General features: G+C 71.5%; 17 protein-coding genes and 1 pseudogene. 8 read left to right on the top strand and 10 right to left on the bottom strand.

What is annotated here, in order from left to right:
• The first annotated feature begins 318 nt into the window (after positions 1-318).
• Entirely contained in the window at positions 319-1113 is a 795-nt protein-coding gene (locus tag ACQPWZ_RS21135) for a C40 family peptidase (RefSeq protein ID WP_340474681.1), read from the top strand.
• A 468-nt stretch (positions 1114-1581) separates the two neighbouring features.
• Entirely contained in the window at positions 1582-1986 is a 405-nt protein-coding gene (locus ACQPWZ_RS21130) for a hypothetical protein (protein WP_433572141.1), read from the top strand.
• A gap of 60 nt (positions 1987-2046) precedes the next feature.
• Here ACQPWZ_RS21130 and ACQPWZ_RS21125 read toward each other — a convergent pair whose 3' ends face one another.
• A complete protein-coding gene (locus ACQPWZ_RS21125; RefSeq protein ID WP_340474677.1) occupies positions 2047-3342 on the bottom strand; it encodes a geranylgeranyl reductase family protein in 1296 nt (431 codons plus the stop codon).
• A gap of 96 nt (positions 3343-3438) precedes the next feature.
• Here ACQPWZ_RS21125 and ACQPWZ_RS21120 point away from each other — a divergent pair, with 96 nt between their 5' ends.
• Entirely contained in the window at positions 3439-3957 is a 519-nt protein-coding gene (locus ACQPWZ_RS21120; protein WP_433572140.1) for a GNAT family N-acetyltransferase, read from the top strand.
• A 151-nt stretch (positions 3958-4108) separates the two neighbouring features.
• Here the strand turns inward: ACQPWZ_RS21120 and ACQPWZ_RS21115 are convergent, their stop codons facing one another.
• The 6 genes and pseudogenes from ACQPWZ_RS21115 to ACQPWZ_RS21090 all read right to left on the bottom strand — a co-directional run bounded on the left by ACQPWZ_RS21115 (position 4109) and on the right by ACQPWZ_RS21090 (position 11237).
• Positions 4109-6688 (bottom strand): hypothetical protein, encoded by a 2580-nt coding sequence (locus ACQPWZ_RS21115; RefSeq protein ID WP_433573941.1) that lies wholly within the window; start codon positions 6686-6688, stop codon positions 4109-4111.
• A gap of 39 nt (positions 6689-6727) precedes the next feature.
• A pseudogene (locus tag ACQPWZ_RS21110) lies at positions 6728-6796 on the bottom strand (zinc-ribbon domain-containing protein); the annotation flags it as partial.
• Between the two features lie 124 nt (positions 6797-6920).
• Positions 6921-7616, bottom strand: a complete 696-nt coding sequence (locus ACQPWZ_RS21105; protein ID WP_433572139.1) for a demethylmenaquinone methyltransferase — start codon at positions 7614-7616, stop codon at positions 6921-6923.
• A gap of 30 nt (positions 7617-7646) precedes the next feature.
• Positions 7647-8288, bottom strand: coding sequence for a hypothetical protein (locus ACQPWZ_RS21100; protein WP_340474671.1), 642 nt, complete (start codon positions 8286-8288; stop codon positions 7647-7649).
• Between the two features lie 7 nt (positions 8289-8295).
• On the bottom strand, positions 8296-9495 hold the full coding sequence (gene mqnC, locus ACQPWZ_RS21095) for a cyclic dehypoxanthinyl futalosine synthase (RefSeq protein ID WP_340474670.1): 1200 nt from the start codon (positions 9493-9495) through the stop codon (positions 8296-8298).
• Between the two features lie 92 nt (positions 9496-9587).
• A complete protein-coding gene (locus ACQPWZ_RS21090) occupies positions 9588-11237 on the bottom strand; it encodes a serine/threonine-protein kinase (protein WP_340474669.1) in 1650 nt (549 codons plus the stop codon).
• Between the two features lie 219 nt (positions 11238-11456).
• On the opposite strand from ACQPWZ_RS21090, the gene ACQPWZ_RS21085 reads away from it, so the two are divergent.
• Positions 11457-12494 carry an alpha/beta hydrolase gene (locus ACQPWZ_RS21085; protein ID WP_433572138.1) on the top strand — a complete coding sequence of 346 codons (1038 nt, stop codon included), beginning with the start codon at positions 11457-11459 and terminating at the stop codon, positions 12492-12494.
• Positions 12495-12583: 89 nt separating this feature from the next.
• Here ACQPWZ_RS21085 and ACQPWZ_RS21080 read toward each other — a convergent pair whose 3' ends face one another.
• A complete protein-coding gene (locus ACQPWZ_RS21080; protein ID WP_340474667.1) occupies positions 12584-13462 on the bottom strand; it encodes a menaquinone biosynthetic enzyme MqnA/MqnD family protein in 879 nt (292 codons plus the stop codon).
• Between the two features lie 318 nt (positions 13463-13780).
• On the opposite strand from ACQPWZ_RS21080, the gene ACQPWZ_RS21075 reads away from it, so the two are divergent.
• Positions 13781-13984, top strand: a complete 204-nt coding sequence (locus tag ACQPWZ_RS21075) for a cold-shock protein (RefSeq protein ID WP_003967102.1) — start codon at positions 13781-13783, stop codon at positions 13982-13984.
• Between the two features lie 103 nt (positions 13985-14087).
• On the opposite strand, the gene ACQPWZ_RS21070 is transcribed toward ACQPWZ_RS21075, so the two are convergent.
• Positions 14088-15872: an AMP-dependent synthetase/ligase gene (locus ACQPWZ_RS21070; RefSeq protein ID WP_433572137.1), complete on the bottom strand. Its 1785-nt coding sequence runs from the start codon at positions 15870-15872 to the stop codon at positions 14088-14090.
• 94 nt (positions 15873-15966) lie between these two features.
• Here ACQPWZ_RS21070 and ACQPWZ_RS21065 point away from each other — a divergent pair, with 94 nt between their 5' ends.
• The 3 genes from ACQPWZ_RS21065 (at position 15967) to ACQPWZ_RS21055 (ending at position 18760) form a co-directional block, all read left to right on the top strand.
• A complete protein-coding gene (locus ACQPWZ_RS21065) occupies positions 15967-17007 on the top strand; it encodes an AraC family transcriptional regulator (RefSeq protein WP_433572136.1) in 1041 nt (346 codons plus the stop codon).
• A 105-nt stretch (positions 17008-17112) separates the two neighbouring features.
• Positions 17113-18261 carry a lipase family protein gene (locus ACQPWZ_RS21060; RefSeq protein WP_433572135.1) on the top strand — a complete coding sequence of 383 codons (1149 nt, stop codon included), beginning with the start codon at positions 17113-17115 and terminating at the stop codon, positions 18259-18261.
• Positions 18262-18355: 94 nt separating this feature from the next.
• On the top strand, positions 18356-18760 hold the full coding sequence (locus tag ACQPWZ_RS21055; RefSeq protein ID WP_433572134.1) for a DUF1992 domain-containing protein: 405 nt from the start codon (positions 18356-18358) through the stop codon (positions 18758-18760).
• A 47-nt stretch (positions 18761-18807) separates the two neighbouring features.
• Here ACQPWZ_RS21055 and ACQPWZ_RS21050 read toward each other — a convergent pair whose 3' ends face one another.
• A complete protein-coding gene (locus ACQPWZ_RS21050; RefSeq protein WP_433572133.1) occupies positions 18808-20112 on the bottom strand; it encodes a M1 family metallopeptidase in 1305 nt (434 codons plus the stop codon).
• Positions 20113-20153 lie beyond the last annotated feature (41 nt).

Genomic DNA, 20153 nt, shown 5'->3' with positions numbered 1-20153 from the left:
TCCGCGGACGAAGGTGAACGCGTGCACGCGTTCACGAACTTCCGGGGGCCCGGGAGGTGACCTTTCTGTGACCTGCGCCACTCGCTCAAACTCTCAACAAAAGCGGGCTTGGCCATCGGTGTGAAGCGATGGTAAGCGCCAGGCAATTCGGACCTTTTACGGAAAGCCCATGATCACAGCTGTGATCACGCATGCCCGTTTTGCCCGTTAGGGCGTCAATAAGGCGCCGACTGGAGCGGATTGAAAGGTTCCGGTCGTAACTGTGGCGCAACACACGTTTCTTGAAGGGAACCGGTTCCCCCTGATAGCGGTTGTCCCATGTCCCACACCGCTCACATACCCAGCCACCGGAAGCCCCGCCGGCGCAGCGCCTCGACGATGGCGCTCCGGGCCGGAGTTGCCGGTGGCGTCCTCAGCACGATCGCAGTGGCCGGAGCCGCCGGACCGGCCAACGCCGACCCGGTCACCGAGACCATTGAGATGCCCACGCTCACCGCCGGTCTCTCCCAAGCCGTCGCGCAGTCCGCCGAGGCGACCCAGCAGGTCGCTCTCGACCAGGAGTTGCAGGCACAGGAGGACGCTGCCGCCACGAAGGCCGCGCAGGCCGCCAAGAAGGCCAAGGCCGAGGCGGTCCGCAAGGCCGAGGCCGAGAAGGCCGAGGCGAAGCAGCGTGCCGAGGCCGCTTCCCAGGAGCGCGCCTCCCGTACCAGCGAGCGTTCCACGCTCGCCGCGTACAGCAGCAACAGCTCGAACGCGACCGGCTCCGCCGCGACCGTGGTGGGCTTCCTCAAGGCCCAGCTCGGCGACGCCTACGTCATGGGCGCCACCGGCCCCAACTCGTGGGACTGCTCCAGCCTCGTCCAGGCCGCGTTCCGCCAGGTCGGCGTCGACCTCCCCCGCGTCTCGCAGGACCAGTCGGTGGCGGGCACCCAGGTGGGCACCAGCAACCTCCAGATCGGCGACATCCTGTACTGGGGTGGCGCCGGCAGCGCGTACCACGTCGGCGTCTACATCGGCGACGGCCAGTACCTCGACGCCGCCAACCCCAGCAAGGGCGTCGTCATCCAGGACCTGTCGGGCTACCCGGCGAGCGGTGCGGTCCGGGTTCTCTGACACCTGCACCAGCCTTCTGAAGGGCCGTGGCTCCCGCCGGAGCCGCGGCCCTTCGGCGATCCCGTCCCCGGCCCTCAGGCGCCCAGCAGGGCCCGTCCGAGAGGGGTCAGGCTGTGCAGCACCGCGGTCCCGGTCCGGACCGTCGTCACCAGACCGGCGTTGCGCGGGTTCGTGGCGTGCCGGCCGACGGTGGCCGGCGAGACGCGACGCGCTCCGCGGGACGCATCGGATGCATCGGATGCACGAGAACGGTCGCCGCGTCCGGCCGGTACCTCACCATCGGGCCGGTCGCGAACCACGACGGCATCAGCAGGAGCCCTCGGCCGCACAACGGGATGTCATACGCGGACGATGACAAAGGGTGCAAAGTGGGCGGTTATCGGCGCCAGTTCGGACCCAGCGTGGTGAGCAGGTCGTCCGCCCCGCCGCGCAGCAGCACCTCGGGCCGGCCGGCGCACGCTGTACGCCGTGCTCAACCACGGTGCGGCGCACGGCGTTTGCGTCGCCGAACCGGACCGGGAGCTGCGCAGCGGGTTGGTCACGCACCGGATCATCGGTGAACCGTTCGACCTGCCGACGACGCTCGCCCGGTACGGATGCCGGCGAGAGGCCGCCCAGCGACTCCAGATCCTGCTGTCCCGGTTCGACGTGAAGCCGGTCAGCGACGCCGTCATGGATGCGGCGGCGCAGCTGCTGGACATCTCGGGACTCGACGGACACGAAGGCCTCGTGGATGCACTGGTGGTGGCCACGGCCGCCCTCTGCGCACCGCCGGTACTGCTTGCCACATCCGACACGTCGCACATCCCGGCCCTGTGCAAGGCCGCCGAGGACCTTCCCGGCTCACCGAAGGTGAAGATCGTCAACGTCTGACGGTCAACTGCCGGGGGCCGGGGCGCTCGGCTCCCTGCCGAGCGGCCCGGCCGTGAACGGTCAGGCCTTCGGAGCCACCTTGGAGAGGCCGTTGATGATGCGGTCCATCGCGTCGCCGCCCGTCGGGTCGGTGAGGTTGGCCAGCATCTTGAGCGTGAATCGCATCAGCATCGGGTGGGACAGACCGCGCTGGGTCGCGATCTTCATCACCTTCGGGTTGCCGATCAGCTTCACGAAGGCGCGGCCCAGCGTGTAGTAGCCGCCGTAGGTGTCCTTGAGGACCTTCGGGTAGCGGTGCAGCGCCAGCTCGCGCTGGGCGGGCGTCCTGCGGGAGTGCGCCTGGACGATCACGTCGGCCGCGATCTCCCCGGACTCCATGGCGTATGCGATGCCCTCGCCGTTGAACGGATTGACCAGGCCGCCCGCGTCACCGACGAGCAGCAGGCCCTTCGTGTAGTGCGGCTGGCGGTTGAAGGCCATCGGGAGCGCGGCGCCGCGGATCGGGCCCGTCATGTTCTCCTCGGTGTAGCCCCAGTCCTCCGGCATCGAGGCGCACCAGGCCTTCAGCACCTCGCGCCAGTCCAGCTCCTTGAACGCCGCCGAGGTGTTGAGGACACCGAGGCCGACGTTGGAGGTGCCGTCGCCCATGCCGAAGATCCAGCCGTAGCCCGGCAGCAGCCGGTCCTCGCCCGGGCCGCGGCGGTCCCACAGCTCCAGCCACGACTCCAGGTAGTCGTCGTCGTGGCGGGGGCTCGTGAAGTACGTGCGCACGGCCACGCCCATCGGGCGGTCGTCGCGGCGGTGCAGCCCCATGGCGAGGGAGATGCGGGAGGAGTTTCCGTCGGCGGCGACGACCAGCGGGGCGTGGAAGGTGACCGGGGTCTTCTCCTCGCCGAGCTTGGCCTCCACACCGGTGATCCGGCCGGTCCGCTCGTCGATGATCGGGGCGCCCACGTTGCAGCGCTCGTGGAGCCGTGCGCCCGCCTTCTGCGCCTGGCGGGCCAGCTGCTCGTCGAAGTCGTCGCGCTTGCGCACGAGTCCGTAGTCCGGGAACGAGGCGAGTTCCGGCCAGTCGAGCTGGAGTCGCACACCGCCGCCGATGATCCGCAGGCCCTTGTTGCGCAGCCAGCCGGCCTCTTCGGAGATGTCGATGCCCATACCCACCAGCTGCTTGGTGGCGCGCGGGGTCAGCCCGTCGCCGCACACCTTCTCGCGCGGGAACGCGGTCTTCTCCAGCAGCAGGACGTCCAGGCCCGACTTGGCGAGATGGTAGGCGGTCGTGGAACCGGCCGGGCCGGCCCCGACAACGATCACATCCGCGGTCTGCGCCGTGTTCTTGGCGAGCGGCTCGGTCACGGCGGGTTCTCCCGAAGACTCGATATTGCGTACCGGATGGCACGGGACATGTGCAGTCTATGGGGGCGTACAGATCCGCGACCGAAGGGCTCCCCTATGAGCAGGCTCCTCCCCGCCGTGCAGCTCCGCGTGCCCACCGACGAGGACGCCGTCGCCTGGCACCGGGTCTTCGCCGACCCGGACGTCATGGAGTTCCAGGGCGGCAGGGCGGCCGAGTTGTCGGTGTACGAGGAGCTCACGGCCCGCCAGCGCCGGCACGACGCGGAACGCGGATTCTGCTTCTGGACCATGCTCGACGAGCAGGGCGAGGTCATCGGTTTCACGGGTGCGCAGCCGTGGCCGCACACGCACTTCGGACCGGTCGGCGAGATCGAGATCGGCTGGCGGCTGGCGCGGCGGGCGTGGGGCAGGGGCTATGTGACCGCCGCCGCCCGCATCACGCTGGAGCGGGTACGGGCGGCGGGGGTCGATGAGGTCGTGGCCATGGTCGACGCGGCCAACAAGCGCTCGATCGCGGTGACCGAGCGGCTCGGGATGCAGTTGTCGGAGACGTTCACGGCTCCGGTGTCGAAGCGGCAGGGGCACTGCTTCCGGCTGAACCTGTCCGGGGCCTGATCCGGCGGTCCGGGCCCGGCCCCGGGGTGGTTGGTCCGGTTCCGGCGGTCCGGACCGGCCCCCCGGGGCGGTGGGGCTCGTCCGGCCGGTGCACGGCCGGTGCGCGGCGGTTCGGTCGGTTCGCCCGGTTCGGCTAGTTCGGCTAGTTCGGCTAGTTCGGCTTGAAGGTGCCGAGGGCGGTCGAGAAGACCACGTCGTTCTCGGTGTCCCACAGGTCCGCCCGGTCGCCGGCGAGGATCGCGTACTCCGTGCCGTCGGCGGCCACGAAGGCCTGGTCGATGACATGGCGCAGCACGGTGCTCTTCTCGGGATCGGGGATGTTGGTGAACTCCCACAGCGCGCCGGGGCGTCCCTGGAAGGTGTTCCGGACCAACTGCTGACGCTGGTAGCGGACCTCGGGGAGCGCCTGGCGCTTGCTCTCCAGGTCGAGGAAGTTTTCGTAGGACGACGTCGGCGCGTTCTTGATGACGCCGATCTGGAGGTACGAGCCCCCGGTGGGAGCCTCGTAGAAGATCTGGCTGCCGGTCTGCCGCCGCTGCCAGCCGTCCATGACGGCGACGGTGAATCCGGCGGGGTCGTTCTTGAGGACGAAGCCGGCGGGCAGTGTGCCGTCGGACGGCTGCGAGGGAGTCGTGTTCGCGCCGGGCGGCGTACTGGCCCCCGGGCCCGCGGTGGGCTCCTGCGACGGAGTCGGAGAAGGCGAGGGGGACGCGGGCGCCGAGGGCGCCTGCGAGGGCGAGGCGGCGGGCTTGTCCGACGCACGGTCGGAACCGCCGTCGTCCTTCTGCAGGAGCAGCACTCCGGCCGCGGCACCGCCGCCGATGACGAACGCGGCGACGAGGGTGCCGGTCCAGACGAGCACCTTGCGCCGACGCGCCGCGGCGGCCTGGTCGCTCCCGGGCGGGGGCACCGTCGCGTGTCCTGCGGCCAGGTCGAAGGTGTGGGGGGTGTGAGGTCCGTAGCCGGCCGGCACATATGTCTCGGCGTCGTACACCGGCACGGGCGCGCCCGGCCCGTGCGCACCGGGAGCCACGGGTGCTCCCGGAGTTCCGGGCATCGGCGGACCCGCGGGAGCGCCTGCCGCGTCGCCCGCGGGCGGAACGGCCGGGGCGGCGGGCGGGACTGCTGATGCGGCCGGGGCTGCGGGTGCGTTCGGGGTGTCCGAGGCGGCCGGGTCGGCCGGGGCCGCGGGTTGCGGTCCCGCCGGGGCGTCCCCGGCGGCCGGCAGATCGTGGCCCGAGGTCGGCGGCGGACCCGTGTCGGCGCCGACCGCGTGCCCCTCGCTCTCGTCCGGTCCGCCCTGGCCCGGTGCGCCCGCCGCCGGCCAGGCACCCGCGACGGTGGCGCCCGCCGCGCCCGGTGTCATGGCGGCCGGCGGGTAGGCCGGCGGCGGCGCCGAGGCGTACGGCGGAACAGCCGGCTGCCGCCCCGTCAGTTTCACCGCGTAGGGCGCCAGAAGCACCGCACCGCCCACCCACAGCAGACCGAACAGGAAGGCGTCCGGAACGCTCGGGGCCACCTCCGAACGGCCCTGGCCGCCGAAGTCGCCGACGCCGCCCGAGACGTCCGCCGCGAGTCCGCTGAACCCCAGGAACAGCAGGAACAGACCGAGCACGAAAGCGCCGGTCAGCAGGTGCTCACGGCGGTCCGGGGAGCGCAGGGCCGTGCGGATGCCGAGGGTCAGCGCGCAGACCACACCGAGCGTCAGCGCTCCGGCGACCGCGCCGTTGCCCCACAGGTCGCCGATCTCCGACAGTCCGAACGCGCCGTTCTCCGAGCTCGATCCGAAGGCACTGGCCTCCCCCTGGACGTCGTACTCCACCGGTACGCCCCAGCTCAGTCCGAGCACCGCGAAGCCGATGTTGGGCAGGAACGGCAGCGCGCCCAGCAGGGCCGTACCGTCCACGTCGTCCTGGACCGCGTACACGACGAACCCCACCGCCGAGCAGAGCGCGATCACCGTGCCGAGCGCCCGCACCGCCGTGCCGAGGGCGCGGACCGTCGAGGCGGCGCCGGGGCGCATGCCCAGCCAGGCGGCGAGGTGGTCGCGCTGGAGGACGGCGAAGCTCACGACGAGCGCGATCGCCAGCGCTCCGAGCATCGCGAGCAGTGGCGAGGAGGAGACCTCGACACCGTCGATGTCGGGCTGGGCGAACAGTCCGAGGACCAGCACCGCCGCGGTGACCACGAGCGAGAGCCGTACGGCCGCCTCCAGTCCGGCGCCGCGCGTACGCAGCATCCGGGCGCCCAGATACAGCGCGGCGACGAAGAGCAGCGTCACGGTGAGCGGCACCAGGGAGAGCGAGGCGCTGCCCATGGCGTCGGACGAGCCGAACCCGTCACCGAAGCCGGAGCCGGAATCCGATCCGAAACCGGAGCCGGAGCCGGAGCCGGAATCCGATCCGAAGTCGCCTCCGAAGGGCGATCCTCCTTCGGCGGCCTTGATCTCGAACCCGCCGCCGACCCCCTGGAGCAGCATCGCGAGCGCGATCCGCAGCCGTGCGACCCAGCCGACGACGACCTCGTCGTCCTGTCCGTACGAGGGGAACGCGAGAGCCACGCCCAGGACGAGCAGCAGCCCGGCCGGGAAGAGCGCTGCCTTCGCGGGCTGTGCCCAGTCGCCGCGCAGGACCCGGCCGGCGAACTGCCCGACGGGCGAGGGTCCGGCGGGAGGGGCCGGAAGCGCGGGAACGGGCAGCGCGGCGGGAGCGGGCGGCAGGGCCGGGGGCACGGGCGGTGGACCCGTCTCCGCTGCCGGAAGCCGCTCCCGCCCGCATTTCATGCAGAAGCGTGCCTCGTCCGGGGACGGGGAACCGCAGTGCGGACAGTACGAGGCCATGGAAACTCCGGGACCGTGGGGAACGGGGCTGCGAGTGAACTGACACATCTTGCCCGCCGGACGGTTCCCGTCAACTCCCCCGTCGTGCTCGCCGGTTGCTCCCGCCGCTCACGGCGCGTGCGGCTCAGGCCGGCTTGGTGCCCCGGTGCAGCGCCACGATCCCGCCCGACAGGTTCCGCCAGGCGACCTTCGCCCAGCCCGCGCGCTGGAGCTTCGCCGCCAGCTCGGGCTGGTCCGGCCAGGACTGGATGGACTCGGCGAGGTAGACGTACGCGTCGGGGTTCGAGGAGACCGCGCGCGCCACCGGCGGCAGCGCCCGCATCAGGTACTCCTCGTAGACCGTCCGGAACGGGGCCCAGGTGGGGTGCGAGAACTCGCAGATCACGATGCGTCCGCCGGGCCGGGTCACCCGGTACAGCTCGCGCAGGGCCGTGTCCGTCTCCTGCACATTGCGCAGCCCGAAGGAGATCGTCACCGCGTCGAAGACGCCGTCGCGGAACGGCAGTCGCGTCGCGTCGCCCGCGGTCAGCGGCAGCCAAGCGTTGCGCTTCTTGCCCTCGCGGAGCATGCCGAGGGAGAAGTCGCAGGGCACGACGTACGCACCGGCCGCGCTGAACGGCAGCGAGGAGGTGCCGGTGCCGGCCGCGAGGTCGAGGATCTTCTGCGCCGGACGCGCGTCCACCGCCTTCGCGACCTCCTTGCGCCACCGCCGGTCCTGGCCGAGCGAGAGCACGTCGTTGGTGAGGTCGTAGTTCGCCGCCACGTCGTCGAACATCGAGGCGACTTCGTGCGGCTGCTTGTCCAGGGAGGCTCGGATCACGCACCCCATTCAAGCAGCCGCTGACACGAGCTAGGCGCGCCGGTACACCAGCCGGCCGCCGAGGACCGTCGCCACGCATCTCCCGGCGCCATGCAGGCGCAGCGCCTGTGCTGGCGGTTCGTCGACGGGAACGTCGAAGACGGCGAAGTCGGCGGGCGATCCCGCCGAGAGCTCCCCGTCGAGCAGCGCGCTCAGCGGCAGGACCCGGAGTGGATCGAGCGAGACGCTGTCCGTCGCCCGGACCGGCGCGGGTTCGCGGACCCGCAGTCCGGAGCGGGCCACTGCCGTGCGGACCGGGGGCCGGGTGAAGGGACCGGTGACGGCGGTGACGCCGTGCCCGAGCATCCGCTGAAGCCCCCGGCGGGCGCTGCCGCCGAGACGCTTGTCGTCCAGCTCCAGGGCCGCCAGGGCATCCCCCGTCAGCGGCTCGGTGCCGAGCTCGTCGGCCTCCCGGGGATCGGGGTGGTAGGCCGACTCCAGCAGTCCGGCCGCCTGGGGGTGGCGCAGGCCCGGCACCAGCAGCCCGGGCCAGGTGCGCACCCGCGCCTGCGGGCGCGCCGCGGTCATCGCGTCGTACGGACCCATCTGCACGATGAGCCCGGCGTCGACGACGACCGCCCGCACGTCCTTGTGGCCGGCGAACACGGCGTCGGCCACATGGATCGTCAGCAAGACGGCCTCAGTTGGCGTTCAGCAGCTTGAGCTCCGGGTGGGCCGTGCCGCCCTCGATCGCCGTGGAGGAGATGTGCGAGGCGACGCGGTCGTCGACCGGGTCGTTCGCCGGGTCGTCGTGCACGACGAGGTGCTCGTACGTCGTGGAGCGCTGCGCCGGAACGCGGTCGGCGGTGCGGATCATCTCGATGATCTCGTGCAGGTTGGAGCGGTGCTTGGCGCCGGCCGAGGAGACGACGTTCTCCTCCAGCATCACCGAGCCGAGGTCGTCCGCGCCGTAGTGCAGGGTGAGCTGGCCGACCTCCTTGCCGGTGGTGAGCCAGGAGCCCTGGATGTGCGCGACGTTGTCGAGGAAGAGACGGGCGATGGCGATGATCCGCAGGTACTCGAAGAGCGTGGCCTGGGTCTGGCCCTTCAGCTTGTTGTTCTGCGGCTGGTAGGTGTACGGGATGAAGGCCCGGAAGCCCCCCGTCCGGTCCTGCACATCGCGGATCATCCGCAGGTGCTCGATGCGCTCGGCGTTGGTCTCTCCGGTACCCATCAGCATGGTGGAGGTGGACTCCACGCCCAGGTTGTGGGCGATCTCCATGATCTCCAGCCAGCGCTCGCCGGACTCCTTCAGCGGGGCGATCGCCTGGCGCGGACGGGCCGGGAGCAGCTCGGCGCCGGCGCCCGCGAACGAGTCGAGGCCCGCGGCGTGGATCCGGCGGATGGCCTCCTCCGCGGAGACCCCGGAGATCCGGGCCATGTGCTCGACCTCGGAGGCACCGAGGGAGTGGATGACCAGCTGCGGGTACGCCTTCTTGATCGCCGAGAAGTGCTCCTCGTAGTACTCCACGCCGTAGTCCGGGTGGTGGCCGCCCTGGAACATGATCTGGGTGCCGCCCAGTTCGACCGTCTCCGCGCAGCGCCGCAGGATGTCGTCGAGATCGCGGGTCCAGCCCTTCGCGGTGTCCTTCGGCGGCGCGTAGAAGGCGCAGAACTTGCAGGCCGTGACACACACGTTGGTGTAGTTGATGTTGCGCTCGATGATGTACGTCGCGATGTGCTCCGTACCGGCGTAGCGCCGTCGGCGGACGGCGTCGGCCGCCGTTCCCAGTGCGTGCAGCGGGGCCGAGCGGTACAGCTCCAGCGCTTCCTCGGGCGTGATCCGACCGCCCTCAGCGGCACGGTCCAGCACGGACTGAAGGTCGGCCTTCTCGGTCACCGGGTGTCACCTTTCGGCGGTTTTTCGGAGCATCTGCGGGCCGCTCCAGCCTACGCCAGCCGACTCGGCCGCCTTCCGGCCGGTGCCCGGAGTCAGTCCGTACGCTCCAGCGTGGCGCGCGGATCGCCCGCCCGCGGCTCGCGCGAGGTGTACAGGACCCGGTCCCCGTCCAGGCGCAGCTTCACCGTGTGGGTGCCCGGTGTGCAGGTGTTGCCGGGTTTGCCGCTGGAGCTGCCGTCGGCGACGAGCTCGGCGGTCGTCGCGCCGCGCAGGACGAGGTTGTCCTCGCAGGAGAGGTTGCCGAGCGCGTCGTACTGGCTGACCGTGCCGAACGTCGCGCCCGTCCTGCCCGCACGGATGACGACGGTGAACGTCCCCGCCTCCAGTTCGCTTCCGGCGAGGCTGACCTTGAAGGGACCCTCCCAGCTGCCGATGAAGGTCTTCGGTACGGCCGTCACCTTGTCCCCGGGCTCCTGCGAGGCGGAGGTGGAAGGGCGGGGAGTGGACGGGCCGGGGGTGGACGCGGCGCTGGAGCCCGGGGGTTCGGCCCCCGTGTCCCCTTGGTCGGCACCGCTGCCGGTGCCCGGCCACAGGTCGAGCAGGAAGCCGCCGCCGATGGTCACCGCGGCCAGCGCGGCGGCCAGCGTCAGGGTCACGGTGCAGCTCACCCTGCGCCTGCCGGGCGGTGTCCCGGGGGCGCCGGTGGGTGGCGCGGCCGGCCCCGTCGCCGCGCCGCCGGGGTGGGAGGGCAGCTGACCGACGGGGTCGACCGGCGGTCCGAACGTCCCGATCGCGGGGCTGCTGAAGGCCACCGGCCCCGAGGCGGCATCCGCCACGGGCTGGTCCGCGGGCTCCAGGTTCAGCAGCGTCACCGCGGACCGGCTCACCTGCTCGACCAGCGGTCCCGGCAGCCAGCCGGCGGCGACCAGAGCGGCGGCGCCGCCGGGCGCGAGGCGGCGCGCGATCTCGCCGGGTGACGGCCGCGCGGAGGGGTCCTTGGCGAGGCACTGGGCGACCAGGTCCCGCAGATCGCCCTGAAGTCCGGCCAGTTCGGGTTCCTCGTGCACCACCTTGTAGAGCAGCGCCGCCGAGGAGTCGCCGGGGAAGGGAGCGGTGCCCGTCGCCGCGAACGCGAGGACCGCGCCCAGCGAGAAGACGTCGGCGGCCCCGGTGATGCCCTTGCCGAGGATCTGCTCGGGCGACATGTAGCCGGGCGATCCGACGGATACGCCGGTGGAGGTGAGGGAGGCGGTGCCCTCGGTGGCGCGGGCGATCCCGAAGTCGATCAGCCGCGGCCCGTCGAGGGTGAGGAGCACGTTGGACGGCTTCACATCGCGGTGCACCAACTCCAGCGCGTGCACGGCCGCCAGCGCCTCGGCGAGACCCGCTCCCAGCACCCGTACCGAGTGGGCGGGCAGCGGGCCGTGTTCCGTCACCGCCTGGGACAGCGGGGGTCCGGCCACATATCCGGTCGCCACCCACGGCACGGACGCCTCCGGGTCGGCGTCGAGCACGGGCGCCGTCCACTGGCCGCCGACCCGCCGCGCCGCGTCGACCTCGCGGCGGAACCGGGCCCGGAACTCCTCGTCGAGCGCGAAGTGCGGATGGACGATCTTCACCGCGACGGTGCGGCCGCCGGCACTGCGTCCGAGGTAGACGCGGCCCATTCCGCCCGCCCCCAGCCGCCCGAGCAGCCGGTACGCACCGATGCTCCGCGGCTCGCCCGGATCCAGCGGCTGCATCTGTACTCCCCCGGTTGCTCCACGCCTGTCACGCCCGCCCCTGCTGCTCATCAGGGTAGGCCCCGGCGTGTCCGGCATCACGGGGATTGCCCGCGCCCGGAGGCCAACCGATCCCGGGTACCGGCCGTCTCCCTGGTCGCCGTTCGCGCAGCTTGTCCGAAAAGATGCCTGCGCCCCGCCCGTGCCGCCGACCACGCCGGAACCCTCGGAGCTCCCTTCATGAAACGCCTCTCCCAGGCCCTCATAACCGCCGTCGCCCTCGGCTCCGTCCTGCTCGCCACGGGCTGCTCCGACGAGGGCGAACCGGTCAGCTTCGACGGACCGGCCGTGAAGGCGCCCACCGCGGGTGGCGGCGCGCGGACCGGAGGCGGGGCGGCGGCCGAGGCCGCCGCGAAGACGCTGATGCCGACCGGCCCCAAGGCCTCCTTCACCACCCAGAACACGCTGGACGACGGCACCCGGATCGGCGTCACCACCCTGGAGGGCAGGAAGTCCGGCTTCACGGGCAAGGTCTGGGTGTGGGCGCCCGAGCAGTACTTCGACGAGAAGTACGCGAGCAGCGGCTTCCCCGTCCTGATAGCCCTTCCCGGCGGCAACGGCTATCCGAACAACTACTGGATGGGCACCGACCTCAGGCTGCAGAGCAGCATCGCCGAGTGGTCGAAGGAGGGCAGGAGCCTTCCCTTCATCGTGGTGATGCCGGTGCTGAACCCGGACGCGAAGAACTACTACGACGGCAGCGACATCCCCGGGCAGCCGAAGATGGGCACCTGGATGACCGAGGACGTCCCCGACTTCGTGAAGGCCAACTTCCGCACCTTCACCAGCCGCGACGGCTGGGCGTTCATGGGCTCGTCGTCCGGCGCGTTCGTGGGCCTGAAGTCCGTGCTCCAGCGGCCGGACCGGTTCAAGGCCGTCATCGCATCGGGGCCGGACACCGTGCCGGACTCCCCGCTCTGGTCGGGCCACGAGCCCCAACGGCAGGCCAACAACCCGGAGAAGCTCGCCGAAGCACTCGGCGCGAGGCCGGACACCCGGGCCAACGCGGTCTATCTGGCGTTCCAGGTGGGCACGAAGGAGTCGGCGATCGCGCGGGTGAAGAAGTTCGTGCGCGACTACGGCAAGGGCCCGGTGAAGACCCGCCTCCAGGTCATCGAGGACGGCGAGCACAACGCCAAGACCTATGTGCAGGGCATGGGCGACGGATCCATCGAGTGGATCAGCAGGCACATGCAGGCGCCCGTCCCCACGTCCTGAGAATCAGCGCGCGCTCCGTGAGTCCGTGCACACCCTGTGGATCTCGCGCTGAAACGATCCCACGGCCCGGCGGTCACCCGGGCCGGCGGTCATCGGGCGCCGAGCAGTTCGACCGCCACGTCCGACGGGTAGCCGGTGGCCGGCCCGGTGCGGCGGGCGAACTCGCGTACACCGGCGAGCTGGTCGGGACCGAAGCGGAAGTCGAGCGTACGGAAGTACCGCTCCAGCAGCTCCGCGTCGAAGGTCTCCCAGCGCGCGGCCTGCTCGGAGACCTTGGCGACCTCCTGGAGAGAGAGGTCGCGGGAGGCGAGGAAGGCTTCGTGGACCTCGTGCACCATCTCGGGCTCCCGGGCCAGATAGTCCTTGCGCGCCGCCCACACCGCGAAGACGAACGGCAGCCCGGTCCACTCCTTCCACATCAGCCCCAGGTCGTGGACCTGGAGGCCGAGCCGCGGCGCGTCGTGCAGCGAGGCACGCAGCGCGGCGTCCCCGATCAGCACGGCGGCCTCGGCCTCCAGCATCATCTGGCCGAGGTCGGGCGGGCACGTGTAGTAGTCCGGCGTGACCTGGTACTGCTCGGCCAGCAGCAGCTGCGCCAGGCGTACGGAGGTGCGGGAGGTGGAACCCAGCGCGACCCGCGCCCCGGAGAGCTTCTCCAGCGGCACCTGCGACACGATCACGCAGGACATGACCGGTCCGTCACAGCCGACCGCGAGGTCCGGAAAGGCGACGAGCCGGTCCGCGTTGCGCAGGAATTCCACGAGGGTGACGGGCGCGATGTCCAGGTCGCCGCGCACCAGCTGCTCGCTGAGCTTCTCCGGGGTGTCCTTCGACAGCTCGAGATCGAGAAGGGTTCCGGTGCGCGCCAGCCCCCAGTACAGGGGGAGACAGTTGAGGAACTGGATGTGACCCACGCGGGGGCGGCTGCGACGGTGGTCGACTGCTGTGCTTTCTCCAAGACTGTCCACATCGCGAGGCTAGACCTGTGGAGGCCGGCGCGACGCGCCGGGGGCGTGCGCGGCACGCGCCCGGCGGGCACGGGGACGCCGGCCGCGCCCCTCCCGAGCTGCGATTCGTCAGCAGACCAAGATCTTTTCAAACGTCCGGGTGACGTGATCTTTCCCTCTACCGCTGTGAACACCCTGCGTGCTAGGCTCGACGCAAGTTGCAGTTTGGTTTCCCTTGCAGTACAGAGCCTGCGGAGCATGTGACCCGCAGGCTTTTGTAGTTTTCAGACTTGTTTGCAGGTTCTGGAGCAGGGCAACCCTTTGGCCCAAGGAGGGCTTATGGCTACCGGAACCGTCAAGTGGTTCAACGCTGAAAAGGGCTTCGGCTTCATCGCCCAGGACGGCGGCGGCCCGGATGTCTTCGTCCACTACTCCGCGATCAACGCGTCTGGCTTCCGCTCCCTCGAGGAGAACCAGGTCGTGAACTTCGACGTCACTCAGGGTCCGAAGGGCCCGCAGGCGGAGAACGTGACCCCGGCCTAATCAGCCACGGGTCGTCGATCGCGCACGACTTAGCAGTACCAAGGAGCCCTGCCCCGCACGTCCAGTGCGGGGCAGGGCTCCTGCCTTGGGTCCATCAGTTGCCTCAGCTGTCGCCGTACAGCCCGTCGATGACGTCGGCGTACCGCTCCAGCACGGCCCGGCGGCGGACCTTCAGGGTGGGCGTGAGCACTCCGTCCCCGATGGTGAAGTCCTCCTCCAGCACGGCGAACGCCCGGATCCGGGCCGGCCGGGCCACCTGCGCGTTCGCCGCGTCGACCGCCTCCTGGACCAGGCCGCGGACGGCCGCCGGATCCGCGTCGCCGGTCTCCAGCGGGTCCACCGTGATCAGGGCGACGGGATAGGGCCGCCGGTCCCCCACCATCACCGCGTGCGACACATACGGCGAGCGCTCGATCGCGAGCTCCACCTCCGCGGGAGCCAGGTTCTTCCCGGCGGACGTGATGATCAGGTCCTTCTTGCGCCCGGTGATGCTCAGATAACCGTCCGGGTCGAGCGAGCCCAGGTCCCCGGTGTGCAGCCAGCCCGCGTCGTCGAGCACCTCCGCGCTCGCCCCGGGATTCGCGTGATAGCCGGGGAAGACCATCGGCCCGCGCGCCAGGACCTCTCCGTCGGCCGCGATGCGCACCTCGCAGCCGGCGATCGGGCGTCCGACCGTCCCGCGGCGCTCCGCGCCCGGATGGTTCAGCGAGATGACCCCGCCGGACTCGGTCATCCCGTACCCCTCGTACACGGCGATCCCGCAGGCCCGCAGCAGGTCCAGGGTCCCGGTCGCGATCGGGGCCGCTCCGGTGAGCCCCCAGCGCAGCCGGCCGCCGAAGGCGGCCCGCACCAGGCCGTAGAGCTGCTCGTCGGCCTGCTTGTACGCGCCCGTCAGCTCGGGCGGCAGCACGCCGTCCGCCGCCAGCAGCCCGATCCGTACCGCCTCCTCCAGCCGCTCACGACCGCCCTCGCGCGCCCCGGCGAGCGCCAGCACCGAGGCGTGGACCTTCTCGAAGAGCCGGGGCACGGACGGCAGATGCGTGGGCTGGGCCTGGGCGAGTTCGGCGACGACGTTCTCGATGCGGCCGCCGAAGTAGCAGAGCTCGCCGCCGTAGATCAGCGTGCTGAACTGGGTCAGCTGGGCGAGCACATGCGCGAGCGGGAGATACAGATACGTCCGGTCTCCCGGGCCGCCGTCGACCAGCGGCAGCGTGGCGTCCTGTATCGCGCCGAGGTTTCCGTGCAGCAGCCGGCAGCCCTTGGGCGGGCCGGTGGTGCCCGAGGTGTAGACGATGCCGGCCTCGTCGTCCGGCCGCACGCGTCGGGCGCGGTCGAGCAGCGCTGCGAGGGGGGCGGGTCCGGGCAGGGCGAGGAGCGCGGGCCGCTCCCCCACCACCGGCGCTTCCCCCAACACCGGCCGCTCCCCCACCACCGGCCGCGTTTCCGCCCCCGCCTGCGGGTCCATCAGCACCAGGTGCCGCACCGCGGGCAGCGTGTCCCGCAGTGACTCCACCCGGTCCGCCTGCGCCGCGTTCTCGCAGATCACCACCGACGCACCGGAGTCACCCAGTACCCAGCGCAGCTCCTCGGCCCCGGCCGTCGGGTAGACGGGCACGACGACCGCACCGGCCGCCAGGGAGGCGAGGTGCGCGTACGTCCACGCGGGCCGGGTCTCCGAGAGGACCGCGACCCGGTCCCCGGCCCGCACGCCGAGGCCCATCAGCCCCTGCCCGACCGCCCGGACGGTGTCGCGCAGTTCGGTGTAGGACACCGTGTGCCAGGAGCCGTCCCGTGTGAACCGCAGCGCCGGATGGTCCGCGTACCGGTCGGCGGCCCACTCGGCGAACACCGCGAGCGTGCCGGGCCGTTCCCGCTCTTCACCTGTCATGCACCGAACGTAAGGACGCGGCCACCGCCGGTGGCATGACGGAAACCGTCACGCCCGCTGACCCCACCGCTCATCCCCGCTACCGTCGATGACCATGGGGAAGCGGACGATCACCGTGCACCATGTGCGGGCCGTGCTGCGTGGGGCGGAGCGTCACGGCCTCGACACCGTCCCGCTGCTGCAGACCGCCGGCATCCCCCCGCTGCTGCTGAGCGACGACCGGGCCCGGGTCACCGCCGACCAGTTCGGCCTGCTGTTCCGAGCACTGTACCGGGCGACCCACGACGAGTTCCTCGGTCTCGGCTCGGCACCGAGCCGCCCGGGCACCTTCGCGATGATGTGCCACGCCACGCTGGGCTGCCGTGATCTGGGCGCGGCGATCGAGCGCGGTGCCGCCTTCTACGGGCTGTTCCCCGGCGGCCCCGACCTCGCCCTCACCCGCGAGGGCGACGAAGCGGTGTTCGTCGTGCGCAACGACCTCGGGCGGGACGAGGACCGCTTCCTCGCCGAGTGTCTGGTGGTCATCTGGCACCGGCTGTGCAGCTGGTTCATCGGCCGCCGCATCCCGCTGCTGCGGGCCGGGTTCGGCTACCCGCCGCCGCCGCACCACGACGAGTACCCGTATCTCTTCGGCTGCCCCGTCCGCTACGGGGAGCCCGTGACCACGGCCGTCTTCTCCGCCCACTGGCTGGCATCGCCGCTGTTGCGGGACGAGCCGGCGCTGGAGGAGATGCTGCGGGCGTCGCCGTTCGAGCTGCTGAGCCGGCGGGAGTACGTGGCGACCGTCGGCGAGCAGGTGCGCCGCGCTCTCGCCCGCTCGCTGCGGGCCTCCCCGAGGCTCCCCTCCCTGGACGAGACCGCCGCCCGGCTGGCGGTCAGCCCGGCGACGCTGCGGCGAAGGCTTCAGCAGGAGGAGACGTCCTACCGGCAACTGAAGGACGCGGTGCGGCGGGACGCGGCGATCGCCGGTCTCGCCGAGGGGCACGAACCGATCGCGGAACTCGCGGCGCGTCTCGGTTTCTCCGAGGACACCTCCTTCCACCGGGCGTTCCGGCGGTGGACGGGGACGACACCGGGGGCGTACCGCGGACAGGCCGACGTCGTTGATCACGGCGGGTCGGCCGACGCGAGTTGACCCGAAGTCAGTGAAGCTGAGCTGCCCGGTCAGGACGGAACTTACTCACGGGTCACTACCTTTCCGTCAACTGCCCAGCATCACTGGACCGTTGGGAGAGCCGCAATGCGTGTACCCACCCGGGTGCTGGCCGTCATGGCCGCACTCGCCCTCTCGGCAGCCACCCCCACAGCGTCCGCGGACGACACGTCGGCCGCAGGCCCCGGCGACATCGTCGGCTCGGCGCCGAGCGCTTTCCATCCCCTGCCCGGACAGCCCACAGCGACCAAGGCCTGGCGGATCACCTACCGCTCCACCACCGCCGACGGCGCCCCGAACACCGTCTCCGGCACGGTGATCGTCCCCCAGGACGGCCGCACCGGCCCCCGTCCCCTGGTCACCTACGCGGTGGGCACGGTCGGCCTCGCCGACAGCTGCGCACCGAGCGCCGGATTCCCCACCGGCACGACCGTCGAGGCCAATCTGATCCAGCAGCTGACCCTGCGCGGCTGGGCCGTCGCGGTCACCGACTACGAAGGACTCGGCACCCCGGGCGAGCACACCTACACGGTGGGCCGCTCCGCCGGCCACGCCGTGCTGGACGCGGCCCGCGCCGCGATCGCGCTGCCGGAGGCCGGGCTCTCCGCCGACTCCCCGGTCGGGATCATGGGCTACTCGCAGGGCGGACAGGCATCGAGCTGGGCGGCCGAACTGCATGACTCGTACGCACCGGAACTGAAGGTCAGGGGCACGGTGACCGGCGGCGTACCGGCCCGGCTGACCGGGCTCGCCCCCGTACACGACGGTTCCTACGGATCGGGGCTGCTGTTCATGGCGGCGGCCGGCCAGGACGCGGCCTTCCCCGAGCTGAAGCTCGACTCGTATCTGAACCCGGCGGGCAGGGCGCTCATCTCGTTCCTGCGCAACAACTGCGTGGCCCTCGACACCACCGTCGGGTCCTTCAAGAAGATCTCCGACATGACGGTGCGCAATCCGCTGGAGACCCCGCAGTGGCAGAAGCGGCTGCACGAGTCCGACCTCGGCTCGCACCGGCCCGGCCATCCCGTGTACCTGTACCACGCGCTGGCCGACGAGCTGATCCCCTACGGCCAGGGGTCACAGCTGCGCAAGGACTGGTGCGCGAAGGGCGCGAACGTGAAGTGGCGGACGATCGTGCTCGGCGAGCACGTCACGGGAGTGATCACCGAGGCGATCCCGGCGGCGAACTGGCTGGCGGACCGCTTCGCGGGGCGGGCCGCTGCCGGCAACTGCTGACGCTCCGGGGGCCGGGGGTGGCCGTGACAACGGCCGCCCCCGCTCGCTCCCCCGGCCCGCCTACGATGGGGAGACCGAGACGGGAGGTCAGGACGTGACCGAGCGAAAGCCCCCGGGTGTCAGCTTCGAGTCGTGGGTGGACAAGCAGATCCGCGACGCGACCGAACGCGGTGACTTCACCTCACTGCCCGGCTTCGGAAAACCACTGCCGGACGACAAGGCGCCGTACGACGAACTGTGGTGGGTCAAGAGCAAGATGCACCGTGAGGGCGTCTCCGTCCTGCCGCCGACGCTGGCACTGCGCAAGGAGGCGGAGGACGCACGGGACGCGGTGGACCGCGCCACGACGGAGTCCGAGGTCCGGCGCATCCTCACCGGGATCAACGAGAAGATCACCGCGGCGATCCTCCGTCCGCCGCCCGGCCCGCCGCTGGGACGCAAGCCGTTCGACATCGACACGGTCCTCACCGAGTGGCGCGAGGCCCGCGCGAAGGAATGACGCGCGGAGGGCTGAGGGGCCGGCCCCGAACGCCCCGCGCCGCCCGCTCACCGCTGCCGCGGCAGCGGCGGCAGCTTCGGCTCGTACAGCCACGTCGTGAACAGCTTGTCCAGCGGGCGCGGTGAGTGCTCGCGGGCCAGCGCGATGAACTCCTCCGTCGTGACCACACCGTGCCGGTGCGTCGACGTCCACTGCCGCAGCAGCGCCACGAACGCCGCGTGCCCGATCTCCATGCGCAGCGCGTGCAGTGTCAGCGCGCCGCGCTCGTAGACCCGGTCGTCGAACAGCCTCCGCAGACCGGGGTCGGCGATGCGGACGTCCTGCCGCATCAGCGCCAGCCGCGCCCGCGATTTCGCGGCCATCGCCGACGCGGAGGGCCCGCCCGACATCTCGGACCACAGCCACTCGGCGTACTTCGCGAAGCCCTCATTGAGCCAGATGTGCCGCCAGTCGGCGACCGTGAGGCTGTTGCCGAACCACTGGTGGGCCAGCTCGTGCGCCACCAGGCGTTCGCTGCCGCGCCGCCCGTCGACGTGGTTCGCACCGAAGATGGACAGGCCCTGGGCCTCGACCGGCACGTCCAGTTCCTCGTCGACGACCACGACCGCGTAGTCGTCGAAGGGGTAGGGCCCGAACAGGTCCTGGAAGACGGTCATCATCTGCGGCTGGCGCGCGAAGTCCCGCCCGAAGCGCCCGAGGAGGGAGCGCGGCACGGCGGCGGGCTGCGGCACGGCTCCCGCGCGCGGGACATCGACCAGTTCGTAGGGGCCGATCTGCACGGTCGCGAGATACGTGGCCATCGGAGCGGACTGCTCGTACACCCAGGTCGTCGTGGAGGCGCTCATCGTGCGCGAGGTGAGCGTGCCGTTCGCGATCACCGTGTACGGCGAGGGCGCGGTCACCGCGATCCGGTAGACGGCCTTGTCGTCGGGGCGGTCGTTGCACGGGAACCAGGACCTGGCGCCGTGCGGCTGCGAGGCCACCAGCGCGCCCTCGTCCAGCTGCTCCCAGCCGAGGTCGCCCCAGTCACGGGTGCGCACGGGATGCGGCACTCCCGTGTAGCGCACCTCGACGGTGAAGTCGGCGCCCGCCCGCAGCGGTCGCGCCGGACGTATCCGGAGCTTGTCCCCGCGGTGCGTGTACCGGGCCGGGCGGGCGCCGTCCACCAGCACCTTGCTGAGCCGGAACTGCCCGAGGTCGAGGGCGATTTCGGGCAGCGCGCGCTCGGCGACAGCGGTGATCCGGGCCCGGCCGGACAGTCGCCCGGTGTGCGGGATGTAGTCCAGCTCCAGGTCGTACCGCGTCGTCCGGTAACCGCTGTCGCCGTGCTGCGGCAGATACAAGTCCGTCACCCGTGCGTCCTTTGGGTCTTGCGTGTGCTGCGCTGTCGCGC

The sequence above is a fragment of the Streptomyces sp. CA-251247 genome (assembly GCF_050952975.1).
In the GTDB taxonomy this organism is placed as follows: Bacteria; Actinomycetota; Actinomycetes; order Streptomycetales; family Streptomycetaceae; genus Streptomyces; species Streptomyces achmelvichensis.
The sequence above is the reverse complement of the archived record's forward strand: the minus strand, read 5'-3'. Positions and strand labels throughout refer to the sequence as shown.